Annotated in this window: 16 protein-coding genes; 12 read left to right on the top strand and 4 right to left on the bottom strand. The window is 62.3% G+C overall.

All coding sequences use genetic code 11. The annotated features are described in order from the left end of the window. Positions 1–108: 108 nt before the first annotated feature. Positions 109–531 (top strand): HPF/RaiA family ribosome-associated protein, encoded by a 423-nt coding sequence (locus ACQKEK_RS09015; RefSeq protein ID WP_499142134.1) that lies wholly within the window; start codon positions 109–111, stop codon positions 529–531. Between the two features lie 132 nt (positions 532–663). Beyond that, entirely contained in the window at positions 664–1,257 is a 594-nt protein-coding gene (locus ACQKEK_RS09010; RefSeq protein WP_499142132.1) for a histidine phosphatase family protein, read from the top strand. A 1,163-nt stretch (positions 1,258–2,420) separates the two neighbouring features. Here the strand turns inward: ACQKEK_RS09010 and ACQKEK_RS09005 are convergent. Further along, complete coding sequence (locus ACQKEK_RS09005; protein WP_003281102.1) at positions 2,421–2,633, bottom strand: cold-shock protein; 213 nt, start codon at positions 2,631–2,633, stop codon at positions 2,421–2,423. Between the two features lie 680 nt (positions 2,634–3,313). Here ACQKEK_RS09005 and ACQKEK_RS09000 point away from each other — a divergent pair. Next, positions 3,314–4,264: an alpha/beta fold hydrolase gene (locus ACQKEK_RS09000; RefSeq protein ID WP_499142130.1), complete on the top strand. Its 951-nt coding sequence runs from the start codon at positions 3,314–3,316 to the stop codon at positions 4,262–4,264. Between the two features lie 347 nt (positions 4,265–4,611). Here ACQKEK_RS09000 and ACQKEK_RS08995 read toward each other — a convergent pair whose 3' ends face one another. Continuing rightward, positions 4,612–5,526 (bottom strand): LysR family transcriptional regulator, encoded by a 915-nt coding sequence (locus tag ACQKEK_RS08995; RefSeq protein WP_499142128.1) that lies wholly within the window; start codon positions 5,524–5,526, stop codon positions 4,612–4,614. A 102-nt stretch (positions 5,527–5,628) separates the two neighbouring features. Here ACQKEK_RS08995 and ACQKEK_RS08990 point away from each other — a divergent pair, with 102 nt between their 5' ends. The 4 genes from ACQKEK_RS08990 to ACQKEK_RS08975 all read left to right on the top strand — a co-directional run bounded on the left by ACQKEK_RS08990 (position 5,629) and on the right by ACQKEK_RS08975 (position 10,526). Next, the gene (locus ACQKEK_RS08990; RefSeq protein ID WP_128119835.1) at positions 5,629–6,867 is read left to right on the top strand and encodes a 3-hydroxyacyl-CoA dehydrogenase; all 1,239 of its coding nucleotides are present in this window, start codon (positions 5,629–5,631) and stop codon (positions 6,865–6,867) included. Between the two features lie 2 nt (positions 6,868–6,869). After that, positions 6,870–8,660: an acyl-CoA dehydrogenase C-terminal domain-containing protein gene (locus tag ACQKEK_RS08985; protein WP_499142127.1), complete on the top strand. Its 1,791-nt coding sequence runs from the start codon at positions 6,870–6,872 to the stop codon at positions 8,658–8,660. A gap of 201 nt (positions 8,661–8,861) precedes the next feature. Continuing rightward, complete coding sequence (locus ACQKEK_RS08980; protein ID WP_499142126.1) at positions 8,862–10,025, top strand: iron-containing alcohol dehydrogenase; 1,164 nt, start codon at positions 8,862–8,864, stop codon at positions 10,023–10,025. A gap of 57 nt (positions 10,026–10,082) precedes the next feature. Continuing rightward, positions 10,083–10,526, top strand: coding sequence for an acyl-CoA thioesterase (locus tag ACQKEK_RS08975; RefSeq protein WP_499142125.1), 444 nt, complete (start codon positions 10,083–10,085; stop codon positions 10,524–10,526). A gap of 90 nt (positions 10,527–10,616) precedes the next feature. Here ACQKEK_RS08975 and ACQKEK_RS08970 read toward each other — a convergent pair whose 3' ends face one another. Beyond that, positions 10,617–11,075 carry a YMGG-like glycine zipper-containing protein gene (locus ACQKEK_RS08970; protein WP_499142124.1) on the bottom strand — a complete coding sequence of 153 codons (459 nt, stop codon included), beginning with the start codon at positions 11,073–11,075 and terminating at the stop codon, positions 10,617–10,619. 139 nt (positions 11,076–11,214) lie between these two features. Continuing rightward, a complete protein-coding gene (locus tag ACQKEK_RS08965; RefSeq protein ID WP_499142122.1) occupies positions 11,215–12,303 on the bottom strand; it encodes a substrate-binding domain-containing protein in 1,089 nt (362 codons plus the stop codon). Between the two features lie 197 nt (positions 12,304–12,500). Between ACQKEK_RS08965 and ACQKEK_RS08960 the strand changes: the two genes are divergently transcribed. The 5 genes from ACQKEK_RS08960 (at position 12,501) to fdhD (ending at position 18,610) form a co-directional block, all read left to right on the top strand. Next, positions 12,501–12,995, top strand: coding sequence for a formate dehydrogenase subunit gamma (locus ACQKEK_RS08960; protein ID WP_499142121.1), 495 nt, complete (start codon positions 12,501–12,503; stop codon positions 12,993–12,995). After that, entirely contained in the window at positions 12,992–14,554 is a 1,563-nt protein-coding gene (locus ACQKEK_RS08955; RefSeq protein ID WP_499142120.1) for a formate dehydrogenase beta subunit, read from the top strand. The genes ACQKEK_RS08960 and ACQKEK_RS08955 overlap by 4 nt, the downstream gene beginning before the upstream one ends. A gap of 14 nt (positions 14,555–14,568) precedes the next feature. Beyond that, complete coding sequence (gene fdhF / locus ACQKEK_RS08950) at positions 14,569–17,403, top strand: formate dehydrogenase subunit alpha (RefSeq protein WP_499142119.1); 2,835 nt, start codon at positions 14,569–14,571, stop codon at positions 17,401–17,403. Between the two features lie 103 nt (positions 17,404–17,506). Beyond that, positions 17,507–17,752: a formate dehydrogenase subunit delta gene (locus ACQKEK_RS08945; RefSeq protein WP_128119826.1), complete on the top strand. Its 246-nt coding sequence runs from the start codon at positions 17,507–17,509 to the stop codon at positions 17,750–17,752. A 39-nt stretch (positions 17,753–17,791) separates the two neighbouring features. Continuing rightward, complete coding sequence (gene fdhD / locus ACQKEK_RS08940; protein ID WP_499142118.1) at positions 17,792–18,610, top strand: formate dehydrogenase accessory sulfurtransferase FdhD; 819 nt, start codon at positions 17,792–17,794, stop codon at positions 18,608–18,610. The last annotated feature ends 160 nt before the right edge of the window (positions 18,611–18,770 follow it).

Genomic DNA, 18,770 nt, shown 5'->3' with positions numbered 1-18,770 from the left:
CGAGGCCAATCAACGTCTGGCGACAATTCATACAGACGAAGCCGCTGAACCTCGGCGGTACAGACGCCTCGAACCCTAGTAGGTACGTCATCAATCAGGAGTAGTCGTATGCATGTCCAAGTCAACAGCCACCACATCCCCGGCAGCGTCGAGCTGCATGAATGGGTCGGTTCGACCGTAGAGGAGCGGCTGGAGCGCTTCGACGATTTCCTCACTCGCGTCGAAGTGCACGTCAGCGACGAGAATGCACAAAAGGCTGGCGCTGATGACAAGCGCTGCCAGATAGAAGCGCGCCCTAAGGGCCATCAGGCCGTGTCGGTCACCCACAAAGCCGAGTCGTTGCAGCTTGCGGTCGATGGCGCTGTCGAGAAGATGCGTCATGCGCTTGAACACCTGATGGGCAAACTGGATACCAAGGTGCTCTCAGGTGGTGAGATCAATGATCCGCTGCTTGATGAACAACCGCAGGCAGTCAAGGATGCGATGCTCGAAGAAGATTTCCTGGAAAAACAGGAAGCCCTCGATAAGTAAGGCGTCCGGCCCTGGTCTTCTGCCGGGGCCTTCCCACCCGTATCCGCATCGGTCCCGTTATCTTTTGAACAGCCCGGAACCGGCTTTGCCGTTACGTTTCGAATAGGAATCGTCCCGTCTGGTAGCCCCGTCATGCAGATCATCCTGGTGCGTCATGGGCGGCCTGACCACAGTGCCGACCCGTGGAGCACGCCGGCCGGTATGAAGGATTGGGTCGAGCGTTACAACGCCGCCAGTGTCGTCGCTGGTGAGCGGCCCGAATCCCTGCGGCGACTCGCCGATGCGGCAGGCACCGTGGTTTGCAGCTCGCTGATGCGATGCGTGGAGTCGCGCGAGCACCTGAACTGCCAATGCCTGCACCAGCCCGACCCGTTGTTCGCCGAGGCGCACCTGCCTTATCCCGACTGGGCGTATCCGTTAATGCCTTCGCGTGTCTGGCGCATCACTTTTCGGACAGCCTGGTTTCTCGGTTTCGCGAGTCACACCGAACCGGTTAGCGAATCAAAGCGACGGGCCAGTGCGGCTGCAGACAAGCTCATTGAACTGGCAGAAACCCATGGCAGCGTGTTGTTGATGGGGCACAAGATCATGAATGCGCTGATCGCCACGCAGCTGCGACGCCGCGGTTGGCATGGGCCACCGTTACCACTGCTGTCGGGTTACTGGCATCCGAGTCGATACCGCAAGCAGGCCTTGAGCTGCGAGATCGAAAGCCGGAAGGAGTAATTCGAGTAAAACGTAGGGTTATAGGGCGGTTCTCGAAGCTACCCGCTGCTTACAGGCAGACCACAGCTAAATCAGCGTGCTGACCGACGTGTTACGTTGAAAGATAGCCGCTAATTAGCCTTTTTTGCTGTGCTAACGGCGGCAATTAGCGCAATTGTCGAATCTGGCCGGGCTGCTCCGCAACGGCTTCGGTGTCCGATCGGTTATTCACCAATAGCGAAAGGCTTACAACAACCTGCGCAGATCGCCGCTTCAGCTTCGGGGCTGAAGTAATTAATCTATGCCCACTCTGAAGCGCAGGATGCGCTCAGGATCAGGACGATCGACCATGGCCAGGAAGGCGCTCGAACGGATTCGGAAAGGTCAGAAAAAACCCGCTTCGGCGGGTTTTTGCTTTTCTGCACCCTGCCCAAGGGTCGCCGGCTGGCTTGATCAGGGGCCGGTTTCGGGGGAAGGGGCAAGCCCCTATCGCGTGGCCCGTATCCGGCCGATGCGCTGGATGCAGCGAGGCCACGTTAGCTGGTCAAGGCTACGACCAATAGGCTGTGTCGAGGCATGCATTCGAGGCCTGCCTATCGGCCGGCGTTCGATATGAGCGAGCACTGATGCCATGCACAGGCTCCGGCGCGACAATCCTGAGGCTGACCTGCGCGCCGTTCGCGCTAGACGACTCGCTTGGCGCGCGATCCGCCCGGTCGTCGAACGCGCCTACAGCGCAACGGTAGGGGTGGCGTGGGTTTCGACGAATCTGAAGGCCCTTTTTAGCGTGCGGCTCTGGTCATGTCTCAAGCTGATCTAGGGTCACGGCTTACATCCGGCGCAGGGGTATCGCTATTCAGGGACTGCTTCGTCCCCGGTTATTCTGGCCTCACTCTGAAGCGCAGGACGCGCTCAGGATCAGGATGATCGGCCCCCGCCCTGGATGGCGCTCGCAAGGACTCGGACAGGTCAGAAAAAACCCGCTTCGGCGGGTTTTTGATTTTTCAGCGCGGAGCTTTCGCCGTCCCGCCCCGTCCCGATGACCGATTGCCTCATGGTTTGTCTGCCAGGAGATGACAATGCGTGATCGAACCAATACCGGGTCGACTAGTTTCTATGCCTGAATTAAATAATTCGGACGTAAAAAAGCCCCGCCGAAGCGAGGCTTTTTCTAATCAGGCGTCTTAAGAGACTTGAACCTGATCGGCCTGCATTCCTTTCTGACCTTTAGTGGCCATGAAAGAAACCGCTTGGCCTTCGCTCAGGCTTTTGAAGCCTGCGCTTTCGATCGAACGATAATGAACGAACAGGTCTTCGCTGCCGTCGGTCGGCGTAATGAAGCCGAAACCTTTTTCATCGTTGAACCATTTTACAGTGCCGTTTTGACGAGTAGACATGAGTATCTCCCAGGTGTTTTTAAGGCTGCAGCGCTGAACCGTTCGGCGCCGAGACTGAGAAGCGAGAAGCAAAACGAACCGAGGAGATGAAACAGTAACATCAAGCCGGGTGTCGAAGTGTTAATTGCGAAGCAGTGACGACCAATATACGCAGATAAAAATATAAGTACAGCTTTTGTTTATTTGCATTGATATCTGGCGTTTTAACTGAAGTGATTATTCGAGTCCTTAATTCGTTTAGCGGCGCTTATGAACTCAATAATTTACTTGCTCAATACGTTCAATAATTAATCAATCTCCGATTATTGTGGAGCGGATATGCCCGTATTCCACCATCCGTTTTCAGTGCAACGGTCAGCCGATACGGACGCCTGAAGTGCTGGCCACAACGCTGCTTTTAGCTGCGCAATGCTCCGCTTGATCTTCAGTGATGATGTTCACACGCAGAGCACTGCGTAGCTGGGACAGACCATATCTTCGTGGGTGATCAACCATCTCGCGTCTCAGATCCTCGGTTACGGCAATCCGCGCTTTCCTAGCTCGATCGTGACTCGATTAGACGATCTGCATCATTTCAGAGAGTTTATGAATCCATACGGCTTTCTCTGATGGGCAAGATAGCTCCATCGGCCGGCACACACCGCCGACCGTAAAGCCATCTACCCATCGAGGAAACGACCATGAGCACACTGAATCGCGCACTGGCTCTCGCCGCACTTACCCTGGTCACAGCTGTTGCAGCTGAAGCGTCCCAAGTCGCTGGCGGCACCACCGCAGCGGTCCTTGGCAGCGAGCGCTCTGAAAGCTACGTCACGACCAAAGATGGTGTCAGCCTTTACTACAAGGATTGGGGGCCACGCGATGGCCAGGTGGTCACGTTCAGCCACGGCTGGCCGCTGAACTCGGATAGCTGGGAGTCCCAGATGATGTTCCTGGCATCGAAAGGCTATCGCGTCGTTGCTCATGACCGCCGTGGGCATGGCCGCTCCAGCCAGCCATGGGAAGGTAACGACATGGATCACTACGCCGATGACCTTGCGGCTGTCCTCGAAGCGCTGAACCTGAAGGACGCCACGCTGGTCGGCTTCTCGACCGGCGGCGGTGAGGTAGCGCGCTACATTGGTCGCCACGGCACGGATCGGGTGAAGAAAGCCGTGCTGGTCGCCTCGGTGCCGCCGCTGATGCTCAAGACCGAGAGCAACCCCAATGGCGTCCCGCTGGAAGTGTTCGACGGGCTGCGCCAGGCTTCACTGGACAACCGTTCGCAGCTATATCTGGATATCGCATCCGGCCCCTTCTTTGGCTATAACCGGCCAGGTGCAACGCCCTCACAGGGGCTGATCCAGTCCTTCTGGGTGCAGGGCATGCAGGCGGGCCACAAGAACACCTACGATTCGATCGCGGCGTTCTCGGCCACTGATTTCCGGGAGGACTTGAAAAAGTTCGATGTGCCCACGCTGGTGATTCATGGTGATGACGATCAGATCGTGCCGATTGATACTTCTGCTCGTGCCTCGGCGGCTATCGTCAAGGGTGCAGAACTCATCGTGTATCCAGGGGCGCCCCACGGCCTGGCAGATACGCACAAGGACCGCCTGAACCAGGATTTGCTGGATTTCCTCAAGAAGTGATGAGCCGGCGATCAGCCCCGGCAAGCGGGGCCGATCGCCGTGGCGGTATTCCGTTGGCACTTGCTACCGCCATCGGCGGCACAGCCGCAGCGAGACAGCGGAACAATGCGTTTGTTTCAGTTATAGCGAAAGGCTTACAGGGATCCCAGCCATTCGCTCTTTTGCCGTCGCCATGAGATCACTAATCTATGCCCATCTCTGAAGCGCAGGACGCGCTCAGGATCAAGGAGGATCGACCATCGCCAGGAGGGCACCCGGAAGGATTCGGAATGGTCAGGAAAAACCCGCTTCGGCGGGTTTTTTGTTGCTTGAAAAAGAGTGCCTACCTCCAGCGCTCCCGCCGTGGACTATCGCTCACCTGTGCGGTTGCTGCCCACCGCCACGATCTGTTCGATAAGCCACTGCAACGCTGCATCTCGCTCGCGCTGGGCGACACTGACGATGTCCAGCTGAAAGGTGCCGAGATCGAAGGGCAGATCGAAAAGCTGCAAGGGCAGCAGCCCTGCGAAATGCCGAGCGAGCTCGGTCGGTAGCACAGCGGCGAGATCGCTGCTGGCCACGATATGCGCCGCCTGCAGGTAGTTGGGCGTGGTGTAGACGACCTCCCGCTCAAGATCGTGATCTTTCAACCACTGATCCACCATGCCGCGGGTCTGCCCACCATGAACCCATAGATGGCGCAGCCGCAGGAAAGCCGGCAGATCGAGCCCGCTGTCGACCAGGGGATGCCCTTTGCGTAGCGCGACCCGCAGGGTTTCGCTGGCCCAGCGGCGGCTGTGGAAGCGGGTCGGGACATCGAGGAACCTTCCGACTGACAGATCGATCTCCCCGTTATCCAGCGCTTCGGCGGGCAGGGAGGGCGTCAGATGCTGGATCGCCAGCTGGATGCCCGGCGCCACATTCGCCAGATGCGCCATCAGCGCAGGCATGCAGATCAGCTCTACATAGTCCGTCACGGCAATGACGAAGCGCTGTCGACTGGTAGCCGGATCGAAGAAATCACCGGCGTTGAGCGTGTGCTCAATCTGTTGCAAGGCATCGCGAATGGGCGCTTCCAGGCTCAGCGCGCGCGGCGTCGGTTGCATGGCTCGGCCCGCACGCACCAGCAGTGGATCATCGAGCAATTCACGCAGGCGATTGAGCGCATTGCTGACCGCCGGTTGGCTGAGCGACAGCCGCTCGGCGGCGCGGGAAACGTTGCGCTCACGCAGCAGGGCGTCTAGTACGCGGAGGAGATTGAGATCGAAGTTGTAGATATTCATCTGATGAATCTGAAACATCACAAGACTAAATTTCAAAAATAGTAGCGTCTTCGTCTATGGTTGGTCTCCAGTTTTTTCTGCCTTGCGACGAGGACTGCTGCAATGAGCCAAACCCGCTTCGATATCCAGACCGCTGCCGTGATCGGCGCGGGCACCATGGGCCGCGGTATCGTCATGAGCCTGGCCAACGCCGGGGTGCAGGTGCTGTGGTTGGACAACAATCCCGAGATGCTCGAGCAGGCGCTGGGCGCGGTGGCTGACACCTACGCGCACAATGTGCGTCAGGGCCGTATCGATGAGGCCGAGGCGCAGGCGCGTCGCGGACGTATCGCCAAGGCAGCGAATTACCAGGCGCTGGCTGATGTGGATCTGGTGATCGAGGCGGTCTACGAAAACCTCGAGCTGAAGCAGAAGATCTTTCGCGAGCTGGACGGCATCGTGAAGCCGACCGGCATCCTTGCCAGCAACACCTCGGCGCTGGATATCGACGCCATCGCCGCAGTCACAGGTCGCCCCGAGCAGGTCGTGGGCCTGCACTTCTTCAGCCCGGCGCACATCATGAAGCTGCTGGAGATCGTCCGCGGCGCGAAGACTTCCAACGCGGTGCTCGAAGCATCCACCGCGCTCGGCAAGCGCATGGGCAAGGTCAGCGTAATCGCCGGCAACTGCCCGGGCTTCATCGGCAATCGGATGCTCGCCACCTATGTGCGCGAGGCGCGGATGATGCTGCTCGAAGGTGTCTACCCGCATCAGGTGGACGCCGCGCTGCAGGGCTTCGGTTTCGCCATGGGGCCGTTCCGCATGTACGACGTGGTCGGCATCGACCTAGAGTGGCGTGCGCGTCAGCTGTCCGGCAAGGGCCAGGATGAGCCTGAGGTGCAGGTCGACAATCGCCTCTGTGAATTGGGCCGCTTTGGGCAGAAATCCCGCATGGGCTACTACCGTTACGCCGAGGGCAGTCGCCAGGCCGAGCACGATCCTGAGGTCGACGCGCTGGTGCAGCGTGAGTCCGAGCGGCTCGGCTATGAGCGTCGCGAGATTGGCAGTGAGGAAATCCTCGAGCGCTGCCTGCTGGCGCTGGTCAACGAAGGCGCCAAGATCCTCGAGGAAGGCATGGCCGAGTCCAGCGCCGATATCGACACCGTCTATCTCTACGGCTACGGCTTCCCCGCCGAAGTCGGCGGGCCGATGACCTGGGCCGATCGTCAGGGCCTGCCGGCCGTTCGTGATCGCCTGAATGCCCTGGCCGAGCAGCACGGCGAGCACTGGCAGCCTGCCGAACTGATCGACAGCCTGGCCACACTCGGCGGCAGCTTCGTCGACTACAAGAAGGAGGCTTGAGCGTGGAATACAAGGCCCCCCTGCGTGACATGCGCTTCGTGTTGCACGAACTGTTCGATGCCACCGGCCATTGCGAATTGCTTGGCAACGGCCTGGACCGCGAGCTGATCGACGGCGTGCTGGAAGAAGCGGCGCGCTACACCGGCGGCGAGATCGCGCCGCTCAATCGCAACAGCGACGAAGAGGGCGTGACCCTGGAAAACGGTGAGGTCCGCACGCCGCAGGGTTTCGTCGAGGCCTACAAACAGTACGTCGACAACGGCTGGGCGAGCATGACCGGGCCGACCGAGTATGGTGGTCAGGGCTTTCCGCAATTGGTGGCCTGCAATTTCCACGAGATGCTGATGGGCGCGTCCCTGTCCTTCCGCATCTACTCGGGCCTCACCGAGGGCGCGGTGCTGGCGCTGTACAAGCACGGCAGCGACGAGCTGAAAAATGCCTATCTGGAGAAGCTGGTCAGCGGCAGTTGGAGCGGCACCATGTGCCTCACCGAGCCGCAGGCTGGCACCGACCTGGCGCTACTACGCACCCGGGCCGAACCCCAGGCGGACGGTAGCTACAAGATCAGCGGCAGCAAGATCTTCATCTCCGGCGGTGAGCACGACATGAGCGAGAACATCGTTCACCTGGTGCTGGCACGCCTGCCGGACGCACCGGCCGGGGTGAAAGGCATCAGCCTGCTGCTGGTGCCCAAGTTCATCGCCAATACCGACGGCACGCCGGGCGAGCGCAACGCGCTGAGTTGCGGTGCCGTCGAACACAAGATGGGCATCAAGGGCGCGGCCACCTGCGTGATGAACTTCGATGGCGCTACCGGCTGGATCGTCGGTGAGCCGAATCAGGGCCTGGCCTGCATGTTCACCATGATGAACGACGCGCGTTTCCAGGTCGGGCTGCAGGGGCTGGGCATTGCCGAACAGGCGTATCAGGGCTCGCTGGCCTACGCCCGCGAACGCTTGCAGTCGCGCGGGCTGGCGGGCGCGCAGCACCCTGACAAGGTGGCTGACCCGATCATCGTCCATCCGGACGTGCGGCGGATGCTGCTGACGCAGAAAACGCTGGTCGAAGGCAGTCGCATGCTGGCCGCCTACTGCGCCCAGCAACTGGACCTCGAACACGCCCATCCCGAGCCGAGCTACCGCAAGGCGGCGAGCAAGCGCGCGGCGCTGCTGATACCCATCGTCAAAGCCTTCTTCACCGATATGGGCCAGGAAGTCGCAAGCCTGGGCGTGCAGATCTACGGGGGACACGGTTACATCCGCGAGTGGGGCATGGAGCAGCTGATGCGTGACAGCCGCATCACCCAGCTCTACGAAGGGACCAATGGTATCCAGGCGCTGGACTACATCCGTCGCAAGCTGCTCGGTGATGGTGGCGCGGAACTCTCGGCGCTGCAGGCGGAATTCAGTGAAATCTGCGATCGCCAGATTGACCGGCCGGCGCTGCACGAGATGGCGAGCAAGGTTCAGGCGCGTATTGGCGAATGGCGCGAGCTGAGTGCCGAGATCATCGCCGCGACCGGCCGCGATCCGCAGGAAATCGGCGCGGTGTCGGTGGATTTCCTGCACTACTCGGCTTATGTGTTGTTGGCCGGACTGTGGCTCAAGGCCGCGGCGCGCGCGCAAGATGTGTTGGAGCAGGGGTCCGGTGAAGAGGCGTTCTATCAGGCCAAGCTGGCAAGTGCGGATTTCTACCTGCGCCGTGTACTGCCGCGCGCGAGTGCGCATCGGGAATCGATTCAGGGCGGTGCCGGGTGTTTGATGGCATTGCCGGAGGCGCATTTTGCGTTTTGAGTGAGGTTGGGTGGGCGAGCGCGACAGCCCCCTCACCCCAACCCTCTCCCCAAAGGGGCGAGGGGGTTGACCGAGTGAGGGCCAGGCCGCGCGGTTGGGCAACAACACGGAAATACCCCTCTCCCTCTGGGAGAGGGCTGGGGTGAGGGCGCTTTTCGATAGGCCGTTACCGAAGCCGAATCAAAACAATCAGGAGGCAGCATGCACCCGTTCAGCTTTGCCACAACTGCGCAATTGATCTGTGAGCCCGGCGCTTCCCGCCGTTTGGCCAGCCTCTGCAAAGAGCGCGGGGCGCGTTCCGTACTTGTCGTCACCGATCCGGGCATTACCCGTTTCGGCTTGCTCAATGAGGTCTTGCCTGGCTTCGAAAGCGAGGGCCTGTCGGTTGCCGTCTACGATCAGGTAATCGCCGACCCGCCTGAACACATCGTCATGACGGCGGTGGAGCAGGCCCGGGCAGTGGGAGCCGATCTCATCATCGGCTTCGGCGGCGGCAGCTCCATGGACGTCGCCAAGCTGGTGGCATTTCTGGCGCATCCGGCCTGTGCGCAATCACTGCAGGACATCTACGGCGTCGGCAATGCCAAGGGCCAGCGTCTGCCGCTTATTCAGGTGCCGACCACCGCCGGCACCGGCTCGGAAGTCACGCAGATCGCCATCATCACCACTGGCGAAACCACCAAGATGGGCGTGGTCTCGACTCTGCTGCTGCCCGATCTGGCACTGCTCGATGCCGATCTCACCCTCGGTTTACCGCCTGCAGTCACCGCAGCCACCGGCATCGACGCCATGGTGCACGCCATTGAGGCCTATACCAGTGCATTGAAAAAGAACCCGATGTCGGACCTGCTGGCCCGTGAGGCGCTGCGTCTGCTGGCGGCAAACCTCGACGAGGCCGTGCACAACGGCGGCAACCGCGAGGCGCGCCAGGCCATGCTGCTTGGCGCCTGCCTGGCGGGCCAGGCGTTCGCCAATGCGCCGGTGGCAGCAGTGCATGCCTTGGCCTATCCACTGGGTGGCAACTTCCATATTCCGCACGGGCTGTCGAACGCGCTGGTACTGCCGCAGGTGCTGCGCTTCAACGTCAGCGCGGCGACGACCCATTACGGCGAGCTGGCGCCGATCATCCTCGGCGACCGGCTGCGCAAGGATGATCCGTCCACCTACGCTGAACAGCTGATCAATGAGTTCGAGCAGATGAGCGCCCGCGTCGGCCTGCCGACTCGTCTACGCGATGCCGGTGTGCCCGAGGACATGCTCCCGCAACTGGCCAAGGAGGCGATGCTCCAGCAGCGGCTACTGGTCAACAACCCGCGCGAAGTGACCGAGGCTGACGCGCTGGCGATCTACCGGGCTGCATATTGACCCCTGCGCTGCGTCGCGTTTGCGTGCGCAGCGCTCTGCCAAACCAAGGATTTTCGAATGGCCGAACAACCGCAGCACCTGCGCGCCGACTACCGCCACTTCCAGCCGATCACCACGCGCTGGCATGACAACGATATTTACGGGCACGTGAACAACGTCGTCTATTACAGCTATTTCGATAGCGCCGTGAACGCCTACCTGATCGAACGTGGTGGCTTGGATATTCATGAAGGTGAGGTGGTGGGCTTTGTGGTCAGTTCGTCCTGCGACTACTTCGCCTCGATCGCCTTTCCGGATTTGCTGGACGTAGGGTTGCGTGTCGGCAAGCTCGGTAACAGTTCGGTGCAGTACGAGCTGGCGATCTTCAAGGCAGGCGAGGCGCAGGCCTGTGCGGCGGGGCGCTTCGTGCACGTGTTCGTGGACCGCGCCAGCAACCGACCGACCCCGATTCCGAGTGGTTTGCGTCAGGCACTGGAAGCGCTGGTGGTCGTGGCTGAATGACTCCGGCCCGCCAGGCATTCGGGATATCTCCGTAGGGCCGAGCTGTGGCGGTCAGCAGATCTGACCCGCTCGGCGATACGGAGCGGCTACTTAGTCGTGATGTTTGTGTTTGTGTTTCCAGTGACCCTTGGCCTTGCCAGGGTGGCCGTGATAACGGCGCTCGTCCCGGTAGCGGCGGTCTCGATAGTCGTCATCGTCGCCGTAGGCATTGCCGATAGCTCCACCTGCGCCACCACCCACGGCTGCGCCAATCAGGCCACCGGTACTGCCACCGACACGCTGACCGATGACGTTGCCGCCCGCTGCGCCCAGGCCGCCGCCGATGGCCGCTTCGGTACGGCTGCGCTTGTCGGCGCCGACCATGCCGCCCGCGGCGCCACCGACACCCGCACCGATCGTGGCGCCCGTCGAACCGCCGAGGTGCTCACCGACGACCGAGCCGAGCGCACCACCCAGTGCGCCGCCGACAACGGCTTCGGTGTTGCTCGCCATGGCAGAACCGCCGCTGGCCAGGCCGAGGGAGAGGAGGAGCAACTGCAGAGACTTCATAGACACCTCGAGGACAGAACCGCCTTACGGCGAGAATTGCGCCATAGACTGAAAGAGCCACTGTAGGTTCCCGCTTCGCTTGTTCCGTCCGCCAAGAATTGGGAAGCGGCTCACGATTTCTCCACAACTTCTAAACGACTCAGAGCAGGCTTTCGCTGCTCCATTGCTCCACTGCCTGGGTAAAAGGCAGCACGTCGCCGGGACGGCTCAGGGCATAGCCCGGCAGACGGCTGATGCGTTCCTGGAATTCCCGGTCCTGTAGTACGCGCAGCAGCGCGGCCATCGCCGGAAGCTCAAGACTGTCCTCGCGGCACAGGAGACAGTAGTGTTCGCGGGCCATGGGGATGAACGTAAGGCCGAACTGACGCGCCGCAGCCTCAACGCCAAAGCCGACGTCAGCCATGCCGCTGGCGACGTAGGCGGCGACGGCCGCGTGGGTAAACTCCTCACTGTGAAAGCCTTTGATCGCTGTGCTGTCCAGACCATCGCGGCGCAGCAGGTCTTCGAGCAACAGGCGTGTACCGGAGCCCGGCTCGCGGTTGACGAAGCGCAGCTCGGCGCGCGCCAGGTCTGCCAGCGCCTTGATGCCGAGTGGGTTGCCGGGGGCGAGCATCAGCCCTTGGGTTCGCACGACAAAGGTGATCACCCGCTGGTCGGGGCGCAGCCAGGGCTGGATGCGGTTGATGCTCAATGCACCGAGCGGCCCGGTCGGCACGTGCAGGCCGGCCACCTCGCAGTCGTGGCGCTGCAGGGCGATCATCGCCTCGCTGCCACTGCGAAACTGCACCTCCCACTGCCAGCTGGGGTCGCGTTCCAGCCACTCGCGCAGCGCCGCCACGGCGAAACCGTGACTGGCGTGGATGCGCAGGCCGGGTTTGCTGGCCTGCAAAACCCGGTTCAGTTCCAGTTCCAGCTCACCGGCCAGGTTGTCCAGCTGCGGCGACAGTCGCGCACGGATGCGCTGGTCGGCCCACAGCAATTTCTCTCCCAGCGGCGCCAGGCGTGCGCCCTTGCCGCGCTTTAGTTCGATCAGCGGGCTGCCGAAGAATGCCTGCCATTTGCCCAGCAGATTCCAGGCATGACGGTAGGAATAGCCTACCCGGGCGGCTGCTTCAGTCAGCTTGCCGGTGTCGTGCACCGCCTGCAGCAGCGCGAGCCCTTGAGGGTCAAGGCTGCTGCCGTCGCTCTGGTGAAACCGCCAGCGCGGCTGGATCTCGATTCGAATCATATGATGTATGCTTCATATTTGTTCATGGAAATGGTCATGCTACCTTGCATTACCCGGGCGATAGGTACCGGATAATAAGAACTTCATTTCATATCTGGCGAGCGCTTTTGTGCCGCCAGGGATAAGCACCCATCAGCCGTGACTGTGGCGCTTATCTCGGACAGTACCGGTTATAGCCGCCGGCTGGAGCTTCGAATATGGCCATTCTTCCCCAGCGCTTCGCTCCCGATCAGTGTCAGGCCGTTGCCCGTGAGGTACTCGCCGCCCGCCGCGGCCAGCCTGGCGCCTTGCTGCCCATTCTTCACGATATTCAGGATCGCCTTGGCGCGGTGCCGCCGGACCTGTTGCCGATGATCGCCGAGGAGCTTTGCCTGTCGCGCGCCGAGGTGCATGGGGTGGTCAGTTTTTATCACGATTTTCGCGCCAGCCCACCCGGTCGGCATGTGCTCAAGCTGTGCCAGGCGGAGGCGTGCCAGTCGATGGGCGTGAAGGCACTCACCGCCGAGCTGGAACAAAGGCTGGGCTTGTCGCTTGGCGAGACCCTCGAGGATGGCAGCCTGAGCTTCGAAGCGGTGTATTGCCTGGGTAATTGCGCTTGCGCGCCCAACGCGATGCTCAATGGCGAGCTGCACGGCCGGGTCGATGCCGAAGAGTTGATGGCGCTGCTGGCCGAACAGGAGACCCTCGCATGAATCCGTCCATCACCGTCTATGTGCCGCGCGACGTTACTGCCCTGAGCCTTGGCGCCGATAAGGTGGCCAAGGCGCTCGTGACCGAGGCTGCTGCACGCGGAATCGAACTGAATCTGGTGCGCAACGGATCTCGCGGGCTGTTCTGGCTCGAGCCGTTGGTCGAGGTGGCGACCAATGCCGGACGCGTCGCCTACGGGCCGGTCAAGCCCAAGGACGTTGCAGGCCTGTTCGACGCCGGCTTTCTCGAAGGTAAGGCGCATCCGCTGGGCCATGGCCTGACCGAGGAAATCGAGTACCTCAAGCGCCAGGAGCGCCTGACCTTCGCCCGTGCCGGCATCACCGACCCGCTGTCCCTGGACGACTACATCGCTCACGACGGGTATCGCGGCCTCAGGCGCGCCCTGGGCATGACGCCCGAGGCAATCGTCGCCGAGGTCACCGAGTCCGGCCTGCGCGGCCGCGGCGGCGCCGCGTTCCCCACCGGCATCAAATGGCGAACCGTGCTTGGCTGCGAGGCCACCCAGAAGTACATCGTCTGCAACGCGGACGAAGGCGACTCGGGGACCTTCTCCGACCGCATGGTGATGGAAGACGACCCCTTCGTGCTCATCGAGGGCATGACGATCGCCGGCCTGGCCGTCGGCGCGACCATGGGCTACATCTACCTGCGCTCTGAATACCCGCATGCCGAGGCCGTTCTCAAGGCGGCCATCGCCAGCGCCAACGCCGCCGGCTACCTGGGCGACGACCTGCTCGGCAGTGGCCACGCATTCCATTTGGAGCTGCGCCGCGGTGCGGGTGCCTATATCTGTGGTGAGGAAACCGCGCTGCTGGAGAGCGTCGAAGGCAAGCGTGGCACCGTGCGTCCGAAGCCCCCGTTGCCGGCAATCGAGGGGCTGTTCGGCAAACCGACAGTTATCAACAACGTCATCTCGCTGGCCTCGGTGCCCATCATCCTCGATAAGGGCGGCGCCTATTACAAGGATTACGGCATGGGCCGCTCGCTTGGCACCTTGCCGATCCAGCTGACCGGCAACATCGCCCGCGGCGGGCTGATCGAGAAGGCCTTCGGCATCACCCTACGCGAGCTGCTTTATGAGTACGGCGGCGGTTCGGCCAGTGGCCGTCCGATCCGTGCCGTGCAGGTCGGCGGCCCCCTCGGCGCCTATCTGCCGGAGTCGCAGTTCGACACGCCGCTGGACTACGAGGCCTTCGCCGCGCTCGGCGCGGTGCTTGGTCACGGTGGCATCGTGGTCTTCGACGACACCGTGGATATGGCCGATATGGCGCGCTACGCCATGGAGTTCTGCGCGGTCGAGTCCTGCGGCAAATGCACACCCTGTCGGATCGGCTCGACCCGTGGCGAGGAGCTGCTCGACCAGATCATTGTCGCCCGCTCCGAAGGGCCGCAGCCGGGCCGTATTGAACTGCTCAAAAGCCTGTGCGACACCATGCTCGGTGCCTCGCTGTGCGCCCTCGGCGGGATGACTCCCTACCCCGTGATGAGTGCACTCAATCATTTTCCCGAGGATTTCGGCGACTCCGCCGAAGCCCGCTGATCCGGAGGCACAACATGGCCCTGTATCGTGAACTCGACTATGGCACCCCTGCCCGCACCGGCGCTCCGGTAACCGTGGAAATCGACGGCACGGCGATCAGCGTGCCCGCGGGCACTTCGGTGATGCGCGCCGCTCAGGAAGCCGGCATCTCCGTACCCAAGCTGTGCGCCAGCGACAGCCTGGAGCCATTCGGCTCGTGCCGCCTGTGCACGGTGGAGATCGAAGGCCGGCGCGGCTTTCCTGCTTCCTGTACCACTCCGGTCGAGCCAGGCATGAAGGTGCGCACCCAGAGCCCCAAACTCGCTGAACTGCGCCGCGGCACCATGGAGCTGTACATCTCGGATCACCCGCTGGACTGCCTGACCTGCTCGGCTAACGGTAACTGCGAACTTCAGGACATGGCTGGAGTGGTCGGCCTGCGCGAGGTGCGCTACGACCCGGTGAAGACCCACCTGGCCGAGGCCAAGGACGAATCCAACCCTTATTTCACCTACGACCCGGCCAAGTGCATCGTCTGCAACCGCTGTGTGCGTGCCTGCGAAGAGGTGCAAGGCACCTTCGCCCTGACTATCGATGGCCGTGGCTTCGACTCGCGGGTCGCAGCCAGCCAGGCCGAGGACTTCCTCGACTCCGAATGCGTGTCATGTGGCGCCTGCGTGAACGCCTGCCCGACCGCCACACTGACCGAAAAGTCGCTGATTGAGATGGGCCAGGCCGAGCGCAGCGTCACCACCACCTGCGCCTACTGTGGCGTGGGCTGCTCGTTCAAGGCCGAGGTCAAGGGCAACGATGTTGTGCGCATGGTGCCGAACAAGGATGGCCACGCCAACCACGGCCATTCCTGCGTCAAGGGTCGTTTTGCCTGGGGATATGCCACTCACGCCGACCGTATCAAGACCCCGATGATCCGCGACAATATCAGCGAGCCCTGGCGCCCGGTGAGTTGGGACGAGGCGATTGGCTATGCTGCCCGGCGCTTCAAGGAGATCCAGGCGCAGTACGGCCAGAATTCTGTGGGCGGGCTGACGTCCTCGCGTTGCACCAACGAAGAAACCTATCTGGTTCAGAAGCTGGTGCGCGCAGCATTCGGCAACAACAACGTCGACACCTGTGCAAGGGTCTGCCATTCGCCCACCGGCTACGGCCTGAAGGTGACGCTCGGCGAATCCGCCGGTACCCAGGACTTCGACTCGGTGCTGTCGGCCGACGTGGTGCTGGTGATTGGCGCCAACCCCACCGACGGGCACCCTGTATTCGGTTCACAGCTCAAGCGCCGTCTGCGCGAAGGCGCCCGGCTGATCGTCGCCGACCCGCGGGGCATCGACCTGGTACGCGGGCCGCACGTAAAGGCCGACCACCATCTGCAACTTCGTCCGGGCAGCAACGTTGCCTTGCTCAACAGCCTGGCGCACGTGATCGTCACGGAGAACCTTGTCAACGAGGCCTTTGTTGCCGAGCGCTGCGAGGCCGAGGGATTCGATCAGTGGCGCGCCTTCGTCGGCGAGCAGCGCAACAGTCCCGAAGCCATGCAGGAGCTGACCGGCGTGCCGGCCGCTGAGGTTCGCGCCGCGGCGCGTCTGTACGCCACCGGCGGCAACGCGGCGATCTACTACGGCCTCGGTGTCACCGAGCACAGCCAGGGTTCGTCCACCGTAATGGCAATCGCCAACCTGGCCATGGCCACCGGCAATATCGGCCGGCCGGGAGTCGGCGTGAACCCGTTGCGCGGACAGAACAACGTGCAGGGCTCCTGCGACATGGGCTCCTTCCCGCATGAACTACCGGGCTACCGTCACGTTTCCGATCCGGTCGCGCGCCCGCAGTTCGAGCAGGCCTGGGGCGTCACCTTGCTCGATGAGCCAGGTCTGCGCATTCCGAACATGCTGGCGGCGGCCCATGCCGGTACCTTCAAGGGCCTGTACATCCAGGGCGAGGACCCGGCGCAGTCGGACCCCGATACCCAGCACGTCACCGATGCGCTCAAGGCCATGGAGTGCGTGGTGGTGCAGGACCTGTTCCTCAACGAAACCGCCAAGTTCGCTCACGTGTTCCTGCCCGGTGCTTCTTTCCTGGAGAAGAACGGCACCTTCACCAACGCCGAGCGGCGAATCTCGCCGGTGCGCAAGGTGATGCCAGCGCTGGCCGGTAAGGAAGACTGGGAAGTGACGGTGGCGCTGTCCAACGCCCTCGGCTACCCGATGAACTACACCCATCCGTCGCAGATCATGGACGAGATCGCCAGCCTGACGCCGACCTTCACCGGGGTGAGCTACGCCAAGCTCGATCGCATGGGCAGTATCCAGTGGCCATGTAACGACGAGGCGCCGGAGGGCACGCCGATCATGCATGAGGACGCATTCGTGCGCGGCAAGGGCCGCTTCGTGATCACCGAGTTCATCGCCACCGACGAGCGCACCTCGCGTAAGCGGCCGCTGGTACTGACCACCGGGCGTATTCTTTCGCAGTACAACGTCGGGGCGCAGACGCGACGTACCGCTAACAAAGCCTGGCACGCCGAGGACATCCTCGAGCTGCACCCGGTGGATGCCGAGGACCGGGGCATCAACGACGGTGATTGGGTCGGTATCAACAGCCGTGCGGGCGAGACGGTGATGCGCGCCAAGGTCACCCTGCGCATGCAGCCAGGCGTGGTGTACACCACCTTCCACCACCCGGAGTCCGGTGCCAACGTGATCACGACCGACAACTCTGACTGGGCGACCAATTGCCCCGAGTACAAGGTCACCGCGGTGCAGGTGCGTAAGGTGGAGGTGCCCTCGAAGTGGCAGCAGGAGTTCGACGCCTTCACCCGCGAGCAGGTGAACCTGCTGCCCGTGGTGCAGTTGTGAGCCACTTCGAAGCGACAGCCGTCGGCGGGGTGCGCCATGCGCCCCTGTCCCGCGCTGGGCAGCCAGCCGGTGCGGATTTCAGGTCCAATAGCGGAGCACGTCCATGGGCATGAATGCCACGCAACTGATCAGGATGGCCAACCAGATTGGCGCCTTTTTCGCATCCCAGCCCGACGCCGAGCAGGCGCGCACGGACTTTGCTTTGCATCTCAAGCGTCAGTGGGACCCGCAGATGCGTACGGCGCTTTTTGCGCACCTGGATGCTACGGCCGGCGAAGGGTTGAATCCGTTCGTCCTGAGTGCTCTGAGCGGGCTACGTGAGCAGATCGAACCGCAGGTACACGCCTGAGTCGAATATCCTTACAGCTCGACTGCAAGGAATACCCTCATGCCTCGTCCTGCGCCCCTTAGTACCACCATGCCCGTCATTAGCTCCGCGCCGGACGCTTATACCTATGCCGAGCTGGATGACGCGGCAGGTTCGGGCCGCGCGGTATTGGCGGAAGAGTGCGCGCTGGCCATCGCCTATAACGGCATCAGCCATGCGGTGATGATGGTCTCGCCCAGTGCGCTGGAAGACTTCGTGGTTGGCTTCAGTCTGAGCGGTGAAGTGGTTGGCGGTATCGAAGACATATATGACATCCAGCTCAATCGTCGCGGTGATGCATTCAGCGCCGACGTGCAGATCGGCAATAGGGCATTCTGGGCGCTCAAGGAGCAGCGGCGCAATCTGGCCGGGACCAGCGGCTGCGGGCTCTGCGGTGTTGAAGCCATCGAACAGGCGCTGCCGAAACTGACTGCGCTGGCGCCCAGCCCGCTGCCTCCGGCCGCGCATCTGCACGAGCTGCGCGATCGCATCAACGACGCGCAGCGCCTGGCGCGCCAGAGCGGTGCACTGCATGCCGCGCTATTTGTCGACGAGCAGGGAGAGATCGTGCTGTGCCGAGAGGACATCGGTCGCCACAACGCCTTGGACAAGCTGATCGGTGCGCTGCGTCGGGAAGGTCGTGATAGCCGGCAGGGGTTCGCGGTAGTTACCAGCCGTTGCAGTCTGGAGTTGATTCACAAGGCAGTGCGTGCGGGTTTATCGACCCTGGTCAGCCTCTCGGCACCGACCGACCTTTGCGTGCGCTGGGCGCGTCAGCACCGGCTCAATCTGATTCACCTGCCGCACCACAACGCGCCGCGGGTCTACAGCCCTCTGTAACAGAGCCTGGCCGGGCGCTGCTTGCAAGTAGCTGCGGCAAATCCCGCTGCGTGGCCGAGCAGGTCAGGGTAGCTTCAGCGAGCGTCTATGCTCAGGTCGTCGCTCTGTAAAACCGCCGGGCGCTTTCCCGTTAATGTTGCGCATATGGACCTGACCGCAC

Source organism: Pseudomonas sp. NPDC077408 (genome assembly GCF_050269105.1).
Classification (GTDB): domain Bacteria; phylum Pseudomonadota; class Gammaproteobacteria; order Pseudomonadales; family Pseudomonadaceae; genus Stutzerimonas.
The sequence above is the reverse complement of the archived record's forward strand: the minus strand, read 5'-3'. Positions and strand labels throughout refer to the sequence as shown.